7 protein-coding genes and 1 pseudogene are annotated in these 12,628 nt (G+C 71.7%); 1 reads left to right on the forward strand and 7 read right to left on the reverse strand.

All coding sequences use genetic code 11. The features are described from left to right. Positions 1-248: 248 nt before the first annotated feature. Positions 249-2,408, reverse strand: a complete 2,160-nt coding sequence (locus RM590_RS29255; RefSeq protein WP_311707759.1) for a RecQ family ATP-dependent DNA helicase — start codon at positions 2,406-2,408, stop codon at positions 249-251. 196 nt (positions 2,409-2,604) lie between these two features. Here RM590_RS29255 and RM590_RS29260 point away from each other — a divergent pair. After that, positions 2,605-4,384: pseudogene (locus tag RM590_RS29260) on the forward strand (helicase-related protein); the annotation flags it as partial. Positions 4,385-4,413: 29 nt separating this feature from the next. On the opposite strand, the gene RM590_RS29265 reads toward RM590_RS29260, so the two are convergent. From RM590_RS29265 to RM590_RS29290, 6 genes are all read right to left on the reverse strand, one after another. Next, positions 4,414-5,118 carry a ribonuclease HII gene (locus RM590_RS29265; RefSeq protein ID WP_311707760.1) on the reverse strand — a complete coding sequence of 235 codons (705 nt, stop codon included), beginning with the start codon at positions 5,116-5,118 and terminating at the stop codon, positions 4,414-4,416. Positions 5,119-5,131: 13 nt separating this feature from the next. Next, the gene (locus RM590_RS29270) at positions 5,132-5,797 is read right to left on the reverse strand and encodes a histidine phosphatase family protein (RefSeq protein WP_311707761.1); all 666 of its coding nucleotides are present in this window, start codon (positions 5,795-5,797) and stop codon (positions 5,132-5,134) included. A gap of 42 nt (positions 5,798-5,839) precedes the next feature. After that, positions 5,840-6,448, reverse strand: a complete 609-nt coding sequence (locus tag RM590_RS29275; RefSeq protein ID WP_311707762.1) for a YdbC family protein — start codon at positions 6,446-6,448, stop codon at positions 5,840-5,842. Positions 6,449-6,570: 122 nt separating this feature from the next. Next, a complete protein-coding gene (locus RM590_RS29280; RefSeq protein ID WP_311707763.1) occupies positions 6,571-7,338 on the reverse strand; it encodes an SDR family oxidoreductase in 768 nt (255 codons plus the stop codon). Positions 7,339-7,404: 66 nt separating this feature from the next. Beyond that, positions 7,405-9,489 carry a S9 family peptidase gene (locus RM590_RS29285; protein WP_311707764.1) on the reverse strand — a complete coding sequence of 695 codons (2,085 nt, stop codon included), beginning with the start codon at positions 9,487-9,489 and terminating at the stop codon, positions 7,405-7,407. A gap of 146 nt (positions 9,490-9,635) precedes the next feature. Then, positions 9,636-12,551 (reverse strand): vitamin B12-dependent ribonucleotide reductase, encoded by a 2,916-nt coding sequence (locus RM590_RS29290; RefSeq protein WP_311707765.1) that lies wholly within the window; start codon positions 12,549-12,551, stop codon positions 9,636-9,638. Positions 12,552-12,628: the final 77 nt, after the last annotated feature.

Raw genomic sequence — 12,628 nt, forward strand, 5'->3', positions numbered from 1 at the left:
ATGGCGCCGTCAAGGTACGGGTGTCCAAATCCAGGCCCCAGCGCACGCGGCCACGATCACTGCCGTCGGGTACTCCAGCGTGCGGCCGACCGTCAAGTGAGCACCACCGTCACCGTCCACCGCCAGCGGCCCAACCGGGAGGCGAACATCGGCCGCTGTCGCCGCCGCCAGAATCCGGGGTTGAACACCCGGCATGGCGCGCCGATGCCGCCAGAAGCGATGAGTTTTGACCGCCTCCCAGAAAGAGCTCAGCCTGCCGCAGCGAGGAGCAACGGAAGGACTCGTTCACATCCTGCTTGGCGGAGCAGGCGGGCTGCGACTGCGAGGGTCCAGCCGGAGTCCGTGTAGTCGTCCACGAGCAGGACAGGGCCTGGGTGGCGCGCCAAGGCTCCGGCCAGTTCCTCGGAGACGGTGAAGGCGCCGGACAGTGCCCTGAGGCGTTGGGCGGAGTTGCTGCGGCGTGCCCCGTGCGCGCCGCTCGGCCCGGTGTACGTCAGGGTGCCCAGGAAGGGGAGGCGCCCGATGGTCGCCATTCCCTGCGACAGGGAACCGATCAGGTGCGGGCGGGCCAGGGACGGCACAGCGACGACGCCTACGGGCCGGGCACAGGCGTCCGGGGCATTCGGGCCCCATCCGCCCGGAGAGCGCGCCCAGTCGGCGAGGACCGCCACCGCGGCCTTCAGGACATCGTCGGGAACGGGCCCATCGGGCGCGTTCTCAGCCAGCAGCGGGCGCAGCCGGTTGCCCCAGCCGATATCCGAGAGCCGGCCCAAGGCGCGCCCGGTGGAGCACTGTTCTCCGACCGGGATGCGCCCTTTGAGGTCGATGCCCAGTGCGGGCATCCCTGTCGGCCACATCCGGCGCGGCTCAACCTCTACCCCTGGGCGATCCAGTTGCTTCGCCGCCCCGGTCAACGCCTCGACCGAAACAGCGGAATCGGCCCAAGGTTCTGCGCAGTTGTCGCAACGGCCGCACGGGGTCGCCCCTTCGTCGTCCAGTTGCTGACGCAGGAACTCCATCCGGCATTGGGACGTGCTCACGTAGTCGCGCATGGCCTGCTGCTCGGCCGCGCGCTGCCGAGCGACCCACGCGTACCGCTCCGAGTCGTACGCCCAGGGCTGTCCTGTGCTCTCCCAGCCGCCCTTGACCCGCCGCACGGCGCCGTCCACGTCGAGGACCTTGAGCATCGTCTCCAACCGGGTACGCCGAAGATCCACCGCCGCCTCCAGCGCCGGCACGGACAGCGGCCGTCCCGCTCCGGCGAGAGCCGAGAGGGTGTGGCGGACCTGCGCCTCGGGCGGAAAGGCCGTATCGGCGAAGTAGCGCCAGATGGCCTCGTCCTCCTTGCCCGGCAGCAGCAGCACTTCGGCGTGGGCCACACCGCGCCCCGCCCGCCCCACCTGCTGGTAGTAGGCGATCGGCGAGGACGGCGAGCCGAGGTGGACCACGAAGCCCAGGTCCGGCTTGTCGAAGCCCATGCCCAGCGCGGAAGTCGCCACGAGCGCCTTGACCCGGTTCTCCAGAAGGTCGACCTCGGCCTGCAACCGGTCGGCGTTCTCCGTGCGCCCCGAATAGGAAGCCACCCTGAAGCCGCGCTGCCGCAGGAAGGCCGTGGCCTCCTCGGCCGCGGCCACCGTCAACGTGTAGATGATCCCGGACCCCGGCAACTCGTCCAGGTGCTCGGCGAGCCAGGCCAGGCGATGCGCGGCGTCCGGAAGCTGGACCACACCCAGCCGCAGGCTTTCCCTCTCCAACGAGCCGCGCAGCACCAGGGCCTCGCCGGCGCCGGTCCCCAGCTGCTCGGCCACATCCGCAGTGACCCGCGCATTGGCGGTCGCGGTGGTGGCCAGCACCGGCACGCCCGGGGCCAGCTCGGCCAGCATCGCCCGCAGGCGGCGGTAGTCCGGCCGGAAGTCGTGACCCCAGTCGGAGATGCAGTGCGCCTCGTCCACCACCAGCAGACCGGTCGTAGCCGCCAGCTTGGGCAGCATCTGCTCGCGGAAATCCACGGAATTAAGGCGCTCTGGACTGACGAGGAGCACGTCGGTCTCGCCGCGCTCGACCTCCTCATAGATGGTGGCCCACTCCTCCGGATTGGCCGAGTTGATCGTGCGTGCCCGGATACCGGCCCGCGCCGCCGACTCGACCTGGTTGCGCATCAACGCCAGCAGCGGCGAGACGATCACCGTCGGACCGGAGCCGCGCCGGCGCAGCAGAGCGGTGGCGACGAAGTACACCGCTGACTTGCCCCAGCCGGTGCGCTGCACCACCAGGGCACGCCGGCGTTCCTCCACCAGGGCCGCCACCGCCTGCCACTGGTCCTCACGCAGCCGGGCCGATCCTTCCGCGGCACCGACAAGCTCAGCAAGGACGGCATCGGCTTTGGTACGGAGCTCCGGGTTTTCCATGCCCCCATGCAACCCGATGGCGGTGACAACAAGCCACCTCACCCAGCGTGAGAAGCAGCTCGCGAACCGTCCACAAACGAGCACCGATCGAGGATGGCCGGGGCCAAGCGGTCGACCACGACCACCCCCGATTGGCTCGTTTACGCAGGTCAAGGCCCCAGCTCCACCTGGAATTTGAATGCCTTCCCGGTTCTGTAGCCCGGAGCGGCTGAACAACCCCGACTTCCGCGATCACGTCCTGCCCCGGCTCGCGGCGACCACCGGGCTGCGGGTGGTCGACGAGACGCACTGCATCTCCGACTGGGGTCACGACTTCCGCCCGGACTACCGCAGGCTGCGCACCCTGCTGGCCGAGCTGCGCCCCGGCGTCCCGGTGCTGGCCCACCACGGCCACGGCGAACGCCCGGGTGACGGCCGACGTCGTGGAGCAACTGGGCACCGGCGAGGACACCGCCGAGGCCCTGGTGCTGCGCGGGCCGCTGGAGCGGGAGAGCCTGCGGCTGTCGGTGCTGCGGCTGCCGGACGCCGCGCACCGGCTCGCCTGGCTCGACGGCAACCTGGACCGGCTGCCCGGCTCCGGCATCATCTACACGCTCACCGTGGCCGCCGCCGAGGAGGTGGCCGCCCATCTCACCGCGCGCGGCCACCGGGTGACCGCCTACACCGGCCGCATGGAGAACGCGGACCGCCAGGCCGCCGAGGAAGACCTCCTGGGGAACCGGGTCAAGGCTCTGGTGGCGACGTCCGCGCTGGGCATGGGGTTCGACAAGCCGGATCTCGGCTTCGTCGTGCACGTGGGGTCGCCCTCCTCCCCCATCGCCTACTACCAGCAGGTGGGCCGCGCGGGACGCGGCGTGGACCGCGCCGAGGTGCTGTTGCTGCCCGGCCCGGAGGACGAGGCGATCCGGCGGTACTTCGCGTCGCTCGCCTTTCCCCCGGAGGACCAGGTGCGGCGCACCCTGGACGTGCTGGCGGCGGCCGGTCGGCCGCTGTCGCTGCCCGCCCTGGAGCCCCAGGTCGAACTGCGCCGCTCCCGGCTGGAGATGATGCTCAAGGTCCTGGACGTGGACGGCGCGGTGCGCCGGGAGAAGGGCGGCTGGACCGCGACCGGGGCGCCCCGGCGGTACGACGCGGACCGGTACGCGTGGGTGGCGCGTCAGCGCGAGGCGGAGCAGCAGGCCATGCGCGACTACGCGGCCGGGGCGGGGTGCCGCATGGAGTTCCTGCGCCGCCAGCTCGACAACGAGGAGGCCGCCCCCTGCGGCCGCTGCGACAACTGCACGGGAGAGACCTACAGTCCAAAGGTCGCGGCCGACGCGCTGGACGCCGCCCGCGGCGAGCTGGCCCGCCCGGGGGTGCCGATGGAGCCGCGCCGAATGTGGCCAACGGGCCTGCCGAGCGTGGGAGTCGACCTCAAGGGCCGCATCCCCGCCGGCGAGCAGGCGGCCCCGGGACGAGCCCTGGGCCGGCTGTCGGACATCGGCTGGGGGAACCGGCTGCGTCCGCTGCTGGCGCCGGGCTCCGGCGACGGACCGGTGCCCGACGATGTGCTCAACGCCGTGGTGACCGTCCTCGCGGACTGGGCCAAGGGGCCGGGAGGCTGGGCCTCCGGCGCCCCCGAGGCGCCCGGGCGGCCGGTCGGAGTGGTGACCATGGGGTCCCGTTCCCGCCCCCAACTGGTGCGCACGCTCGGCGAGCGGATCGCCGACGTCGAGCGGATGCCGCTGCTCGGCACGGTGGAGACGGGCGAGGCGTCACCGGGCGGGCGCAGCAACAGCGTCCGGCGGTTGCAGGAGCTGGCCGGCTCGCTGCGGCTGCCGCCCGAGCTGGCCGAGGCCGTGCGGGCGGCGGGCGGACCGGTGCTGCTGGTGGACGACTTCACCGAATTGGGCTGGACCCTGGCCCTCGCCGCCCGGCTGCTGCGGACGGCCGGGGCGGAGGAGGTGCTGCCACTGGTGCTGGCCGTGCAGGCATGACCGAGTGCGGGGACCGGTCGCGGGTCCGGTCAGAACATGCCGAGCTGGCCGGCGTCCTCCGGGGACTCGGCGGCCAACACCTCACGATGGGAGGGAAGTTTCAGATGACGCCAGCGCGGGAGCGCGTCCAGGAACGCCCAGGACCGGCGGTGGTGCGGCGTTGGGCCGAGCTCCTCCAGGGCCGCCTTGTGCACCGGGGAGGGGTAGCCCGCGTTGTTCTCGAAGCCGTACTCCGGGTGCTCCAGGGCCAGTTCGGCGAGCATCGCGTCGCGCCGCACCTTGGCGATGACCGAGGCCGCCGCCACCGCCACACAGGACTGGTCGCCCTTGATCACGGTCCGCACCTGCCAGGGCTCGCCCAGATAGTCGTGCTTCCCGTCCAGGATCACGGCGTCGGGCCGCTCCGGAAGCCCGTCCAGGGCGCGCACCGCGGCGAGTCGCAGCGCGGCCGTCATGCCGAGCGTGTCGATCTCCTGCGCCGAGGCGTGCCCGAGCGCGTGGGACGTCACCCACCCGATGAGCACATCGGCCAGGGCGGTACGGCGCAGCGGGGTCAGCAGCTTGGAGTCGGTCAGCCCCTCGGGCGGGCGGCGCAGTCCGGTAACGGCCGCGCACACGGTGACCGGACCCGCCCAGGCACCGCGTCCGACCTCGTCGATCCCGGCGACGACGCGCGCGCCGGTGGTCGCGCGAACGGACCGTTCGACACGGTGAGTAGGAGGTACGTATGGCATGACGGCGCCCACCCTACGCGCACCAGCCCTCGAAGGGCCGGTCGGGTGTGTGCCAGCGCTCGAAGGGCCGGTCCAGGTGGTAGCGGTTGTCCCGGCCGAGCACCAGCTCGCGGGTCTCGCCGTTGCCCGGATTGGACAGCGACTCGAACTCGGCGACGGTCCAGTGCAGCCAGCGCATGCAGAACAGCCGCATGGTCAGCCCGTGCGTCACCAGCAGCACGTTCGGCGGGTGGTCCGCCTTCTCGAAGCTGCGCCACAGGCTCTCCAGGAAGGCCCCCACCCGGTCGTACACATCGGCGCCCGACTCGCCCTGTGCGAAGCGGTAGAAGAAGTGCCCATAGGCGTTGCGGGCCTGCTTCTGGCGCAGCACGTCGGCGCGGTCCTGCCAGTTGCCCCAGTCCTGCTCGCGCAGCCGCGGCTCCTCGCGCACCCGCACCCGGGAGGGGTCCAGTGCCAGGGCGCGGAAGGTCTGGTGCGTGCGCCGGTAGGGGGAGACATAGGCGGACACCCGCTCGTCGCCGAAGATCCCCCGGAGCCGCTCCCCCGCCGCCTCGGCCTGCCGCAGGCCCTTCTCCGTCAGCTCCAGCGCGTGATCGGGGATGCGCTCGTAGATGGAGTCGTCGTAGTTCCCCTGTGACTCTCCGTGCCGGAGGAGAACGATACGCCGGGGCTGTGCCATGGTCTCAGCCTAGTTCGGCGACCCGCGGGCCGCCGCACGCCCTCACACCGTCCAGGACGCCTCCATGTCGATGACGTCGCCCGCGATGGCGGCGACATCCGCTCCGGTCTGCGCCCGGAGCGCGAGCCGCTCCACCCGCTCGGTGCGGTACTTGGCACGCTCGGCCGCCGCGTCCCACATCGACAGCACCAGGAACTCGCTCTCCGGCTCCGCCTCGGCGAAGACCCCGCGCAGCATGCCCGGCGAGCCCGCCATGGCCGGGTTCCAGACCTTCTCCTGCATCAGCGCGAAGTGCTCGGCGCGCTCCTTGTGCACGCGGCAGTGCGCAACCCGCAGCAGGTTCGCGTCGGCGAACCGCGGCTCGAAGCCCATCTTCACGTCGAAGCGGTACTGGAAGAGACGGACCGTCATGTCCTGGAAGGTGCCGGCCTGGGCCGCCGCGAGCCGGTCGTGCGAGCGGGCCATGAACGAGTCGTAGAACGCCCGGCTCTCCCAGAAGCCGAAAAGATGCACCACGCCCGGCCGGGTCCGGCTCCAGCCGCCTCCCTGGGCCCGGAATCCGGGCTCGCCGAGCAGCCCCGCCCACTTCCGCTGCCCGCGCTCGAAGCCGACTCGGTCGACAACGGTGCACCGCATCCACTTGACCAGCACCGCGCCATCGTACGGCCATCTCCCCCGCCGGGTGCACGAGATCGACGATCACGTGGCGGCACACCGATTCCGCCGCCCAACTCGCCCCAGCGCGCGCTCCGTTCGGCACGCCGGGCGCACGCTCAGGAGCGCACGTACTCCTCGAAGCCGACCCGGCCCACCGCGTGTTCCGGCGCCAGCAGCGCACCGTCCCGAGCCGCGCGGAACGCCTTGCCGGGCAGCCGCACACCCACCACCGGCCGGTGCACGCCCCGGGCCCGCGCCGCCGCCCGGGTCAGTTCCCGCGCGGTGCGGATCTCCGGACCGGCCAGGTCCTCCACCCGCCCCGCGGGCGGGCCCGCCGCCAGTTGGGCCAGCCGCTCGCCCGCCTCCCGCTCGGCCACCGGCTGCAGCCGCACGCCGCCGCCCAGCGTGATCAGCACCGGCAGCCAGCGCTGCGCCTTCACCGCGCCCGCGATCAGACTGTGGAACTGCGTGGCGCGCAGCACCGTCCACGGCAGCCCGGACTCCTCGACGAGCCTCTCGCACTCGACCTTGGCCCGGCAGAACTGCACCCCCGGCAGCCGGTCGACGCCGACGATCGAGATGTACACCAGATGCGGTTCCCCGGTCCGCCGCGCCGCCTCCGTCAGCCGCCGCGTCATCTCCACATCGGAGCGCGCGCCCACCGTCGTCGCGCAGTGCACGACGACATCGGCCCCCGTCAGCGCGGCCTCCAGTCCCTCCCCCGTTTTCAGGTCCCCCCGGAACCACTCAATGGGCAGCCGGTCGCCCTCCGGCCGTCCCCCGCGGCTGAGGACGCGCACCTCCTGCTCGTCCTCCAGCAGCCGCCGCACCACTTCCCGGCCCAGGGTCCCCGTGCCCCCGGTCACCAGAATCGCGCTCTTCATGACTGTTACCTCCCGACACCCACCATCGTGCCGGAATAGCCCGGAAAGCGCAGTACGGCCCGCGGGTCACCCCAGCAGGTCGGGCCGTCGCCAGTCCTCACCCCGGACATGCCGGGCGAGGAAGGCCAGCACGGTGGCATACCAGACCTTCGCGTGATTCGGCGCCAGGACCCAGTGGTTCTCCTCCGGGAAGTAGAGGAACTTGTGCGGCGTCGCGCCGTCCTCCGCCTTCGACAACGACGACAGGTCCCACCACAGCCGCAGCGCCTCCCCGATCGGCACCCGGTGGTCCCGGTCCCCGTGCACGACGAGCATCGGCGTGGTGATCTCCGCGGCGAAGTGGTGCGGGGAGTTGGCGCCGACGACCTCGGGAGTCATCTCCCGGAACCAGTAGTAGGCGGCGTCGGTGGTCGACATCGCCTGATCCAGCGCCCAGATGGAGGCGTGCGTGACGATCGCCGCGAACCGGTCCGTGTGGCCGGCCATCCAGTTCGCCATGTAGCCGCCGAAGGAACCGCCCATCGCCGCGGTCCGGTCGGCGTCGATGTCCGCCCGCTCCTGGGCGGCGTCGGTGATCGCCATCAGATCGGTGTACGGCGCCCCGCCCCACGCGCCCCAGCCCCGCTGGACGAAGCCGACGCCATAGCCGGTGGACAGCGCGGGATCGGGCAGCAGAACGGCGTAGCCGTGCGCCACGGCGATCCACGGGTTCCAGCGCCAGGACCAGGTGTTCCACGAGTTGACCGGGCCGCCGTGGATCCACAGCAGCAGCGGAGCGGGCGCCTTGGCGCCGGCGTCCTCCGGCAGCGCGAGCCACGCGCGCAGCGGGGCGCCGTCCGCGGCGGTCGTGGTGACCTCCGTCAGCCGCCCCGGCATACGGACGGTCCGCCCCAGCGCCTCCGCCGGACCGGGCAGCGGCTCCACCCGCGGCGCGTCGTCCAGCGCGACGCGAACCGGAGCGGGCGGGCTGTCGACAGCCGCGCGCAACGCGTACGCCCAGCGTCCGTCCGGCGCCACGCGGATATCAGTGTAGGCACCGTCGTCCCACGTCAGCCGCGTTACCTCGCCAGTCACCACGTCCACCCGCCACAGCGGGCAACGGCCGTGGTCGTCCGCCGTGACCAGCAGCGCCGCGCCGTCGGGCGTCCAGTGCGCGGAGTGCGGCAAGCGGTCCCAGGCCGCGGTCAGCGGCCGGACCTCCCCGCCGGAGAGCGGGACGACGCCCAGCCACGAGTCGCCGGGATCCCGGGGCGTGGGCCGCCTGTGCACGGTGAGCGCCACCCGGGTCCCGTCGGGCGAGAACCGCGGCGACTCGTACTCGTGGTCGGCGTCGTCGGCCAGCGTCCGCCGCTCGCCCGTCGCCACGTCGACGGCCACCACCGTGTACCGCTGCGACCCGCCGGGCTCCGGTACCGCCCACATCGTGACCACGGTGCGGCCGTCGGGCGCGATGTCCCAGCCGCACTCGTCGTCCAGGGCCTGGCCGACATGGCCCGTGATGTCCCGCAGGTCCAACCGCCCGTCATCGGACGCGAGATCACCGGCGACCTCACCCACCAGCAGCCGTGTGCGGTCCGGTCCGAGATCGTGCCCCCAGTGCCGGACGGGGTACTCCTCGTGCAGGATCGCGGACACCCCCGCGTCCTTCCGCCGCGCGCGTATCTCCTTGTCCTCGGCCGCGTCGGCGGCCGACGGCATCAGCGCCGAGCCCAGCACGACCGTCCCCGCCGGGCTGACGACGACGCCCCGGACGCCCCCCGGCGGGCGCGCCGCCACCCGGGCGTCACCACCGCCGGCCGGCAGCGACCACAGCGCCGCTCCCGCGGCGCCGGACTCCGCGCCGGGCTCCGCACCGGGCTCCGGCCGCGCCGAGACGAACAGCAGGTCACCGGCCGGGGTGAACGCGGCGCCCGACTCGCCCTCGGTGCCCCGCGTCAGCCGCCGCGCCGCCCGGCTCCCCTCGGGATCGACCTCCCACAGGGCGGTGGTGTAACGGTTCCGCGCGTGATCGGGCGTCGCCACACCGACGACGAGCCGGCGCCCGTCGGGCGACAGCCACAGCCCGCCGAGCCGTGGCAGACCGGTGTAGGCGTCGAGGTCGGCAAAAGGACTCGGAGACCGGTCCGCGGAACCGGAGGGGGTGGTCGTCACGCCCTTTACCTACCACCCCGTCCCCCCGACGTATGCCCGCGCCGACCGTTCCGTGACGTCCCCCGCCGCGCCGAACGAACGTGGGGGAGCCGGGAACCCGACTCCCCCACCCGTTCAGGCGGTTACCCCCGGAGGGGCGCCTCTTCTCAACTGCAACCGCTCGTGGAGCCGCAGCCCTCGCAGAGGTAGCAACTGCCCGCGCGGCGCATCTTCGTGCCGCAGGACAGGCACAGCGGCGCGTCCGCGTTCAGGCCGAGCTGCATCTCCAGCAGCTCCGTCGAGCTGTGCGCCTCCTCGGGAGCGGGGCGCTCCTCGGCCGCCGGGGGCTCCGGCTCGGCGGCGGGCGCCTCCTTCTCCGGCACCGGGGCGCTCGGCCGCGGTGCCGCGAAGTGGCGCGGCGCCGACTGGGACAGGCCCTCGACGTCGAGCTCGTCGTCGGTGGGCTCGTAGGAGCCGGTCTCCAGGTGCCGCTGGCGCTCGGCCGCCGTGTGGATGCCCAGCGCGGACCGCGTCTCGAACGGCAGGAAGTCCAGCGCCAGCCGGCGGAAGATGTAGTCCACGATGGACTGCGCCATCCGCACGTCCTGGTCGTCCGTCATGCCGGCCGGCTCGAAGCGCATGTTGGTGAACTTCGAGACGTACGTCTCCAGCGGCACGCCGTACTGGAGGCCCACCGAGACCGCGATGGAGAAGGCGTCCATCATGCCCGCCAGGGTCGAGCCCTGCTTGGACATCTTGAGGAAGACCTCGCCCAGGCCGTCATCCGGGTAGGAGTTCGCCGTCATGTAGCCCTCGGCGCCACCCACGGTGAACGACGTGGTGATGCCGGGCCGCCCCTTCGGCAGCCGCTTGCGCACCGGGCGGTACTCGACGACCTTCTCCGGCTCGGCCGCCTGCCCCCGCTCCTTGTCCTTCTCCGTCTCCTCCTTCTTCTTGGCGGACAGCGGCTGCCCCACCTTGCTGTTCTCCACGTAGACCGCGAGGGCCTTCACGCCGAGCTTCCAGCCCTGGAGGTAGATCTCCGCCACGTCGTCGGCGGTGCTGGTGCTGGGCATGTTGACCGTCTTGGAGATGGCGCCGCTGAGGAACGGCTGCGCCGCGGCCATCATCCGCACATGGCCCATCGGGGCGATCGACCGCTCGCCCATGGCGCAGTCGAAGACCTCGTAGTGCTCCTTCTTGAGGCCGGGGGCGTCGATCACGTTCCCGTGCTCGGCGATGTGCGCGACGATCGCCTCGACCTGCTCCGCCTGGTACCCCAGTCGCTTCAGGGCCTTGGGCACGGTGTTGTTCACGATCTGCATCGAGCCGCCGCCGACCAGCTTCTTGAACTTCACCAGGGCGAGGTCCGGTTCGATGCCGGTGGTGTCGCAGTCCATCATCAGGCCGATGGTGCCGGTCGGGGCCAGCACGGACGCCTGAGCGTTGCGGAAACCGTTCTTCTTGCCGAGGCGGAGCACGTCCTGCCACGCCTCGGTGGCCGCCGCCCAGACCGGGGTGTCCAGGTCGTCCATGCGCTTGGCCTCGGCGTTGGCGTCGGAGTGCTGCCGCATCACGCGGTTGTGCGCGTCCGCGTTGCGCGCGTAGCCGTCGTAGGGGCCGACCACCGCGGCCAGTTCGGCCGAGCGGCGGTACGAGGTGCCGGTCATCAGCGAGGTGATCGCGCCGGCCAGCGCGCGCCCGCCGTCGGAGTCGTAGGCGTGGCCGGTCGCCATCAGCAGTGCGCCCAGGTTGGCGTAGCCGATGCCCAACTGGCGGAAGGCCCTCGTGGTCTCGCCGATCTTCCGGGTGGGGAAGTCGGCGAAGCAGATGGAGATGTCCATCGCCGTGATGACCAGCTCGACGACCTTGGTGAAGCGGGTGACGTCGAAGGACTGGTTCCCCTGGTCGTCGTCGCTGAGGAACTTCATCAGGTTCAGCGAGGCGAGGTTGCACGAGGAGTTGTCCAGGTGCATGTACTCGCTGCACGGGTTCGACGCGGAGATCCGGCCGGACTCCGGCGAGGTGTGCCAGTGGTTGATGACGTCGTCGTACTGGATGCCCGGGTCGGCGCAGGCGTGCGCGGCCTCCGCCATCTTCCGGAACAGCGCGGCGGCGTCCACCTCTTCGATGATCTCGCCCGTGGTGCGCGCCCGCAGCCCGAACTTCGAGCCCGACTCCACCGCCCGCATGAACTCGTCGGTGACCCGCACCGAGTTGTTCGCGTTCTGGTACTGGACCGACGTGATGTCGTCGCCGCCCAGATCCATGTCGAAGCCCGCGTCGCGCAGGGCGCGGATCTTCTCCTCTTCCTTCACCTTCGTCTCGATGAACGCCTCGACGTCCGGGTGGTCCACGTCCAGCACGACCATCTTGGCCGCGCGGCGGGTGGCGCCGCCCGACTTGATGGTGCCGGCCGAGGCGTCCGCGCCGCGCATGAACGAGACCGGGCCCGAGGCGTTGCCCCCGGAGGACAGCAGTTCCTTGGAGGAACGGATGCGGGACAGGTTCAGCCCGGCGCCGGAGCCGCCCTTGAAGATCATCCCCTCCTCCTTGTACCAGTCGAGGATCGACTCCATGGAGTCGTCGACCGAGAGGATGAAACAGGCGCTGACCTGCTGGGGCTGCGCGGTCCCGACGTTGAACCACACGGGCGAGTTGAAGCTGAAGATCTGGTGCAGCAGGGCGTACGCCAGCTCGTACTCGAAGATCTCGGCGTCCTCGGGCGACGCGAAGTACCCGAACTCCTCGCCGGCCGCGCGGTACGTCTTCACCACACGGTCGATCAACTGCTTGAGGCCGGTCTCCCGTTGCGGGGTGCCGACGGCACCGCGGAAATACTTGCTCGTGACGATGTTGACCGCGTTCACCGACCAGAAGTCGGGGAACTCGACGCCTCGCTGCTCGAAATTGATCGAGCCGTCGCGCCAGTTGGTCATGACGACGTCACGGCGCTCCCAGTTCACCTCGTCGTACGGATGCACGCCGGGGGTGGTGTGGATGCGCTCGATCCGCAGGCCCTTGCTCCCCTTGCCGCCCTTGGCGCGGGAGCCACGTGCCGGGCCGCTCGTCGTCTCAGTCATTCCGCCTCCCTGTACGGGCTCACGCCCTGGTGTGACCCAGTTCGTCCTGGATCACGGATTCTGTTCTTGCGGCCGGA

Origin of the sequence: Streptomyces litchfieldiae (genome assembly GCF_031845365.1) — a bacterium.
Classification (GTDB): domain Bacteria; phylum Actinomycetota; class Actinomycetes; order Streptomycetales; family Streptomycetaceae; genus Streptomyces; species Streptomyces litchfieldiae.

Bases quoted from the DNA above. Each gene is read 5' to 3' on its own strand.
- RM590_RS29270 (WP_311707761.1), bottom strand. From the start codon at position 5,797: ATGGCACAGCCCCGGCGTATCGTTCTCCTCCGGCACGGAGAGTCACAG.
- RM590_RS29280 (WP_311707763.1), bottom strand. From the start codon at position 7,338: ATGAAGAGCGCGATTCTGGTGACCGGGGGCACGGGGACCCTGGGCCGG.
- RM590_RS29290 (WP_311707765.1), bottom strand. From the start codon at position 12,551: ATGACTGAGACGACGAGCGGCCCGGCACGTGGCTCCCGCGCCAAGGGC.
- RM590_RS29265 (WP_311707760.1), bottom strand. From the start codon at position 5,118: ATGCCATACGTACCTCCTACTCACCGTGTCGAACGGTCCGTTCGCGCG.
- RM590_RS29255 (WP_311707759.1), bottom strand. From the start codon at position 2,408: ATGGAAAACCCGGAGCTCCGTACCAAAGCCGATGCCGTCCTTGCTGAG.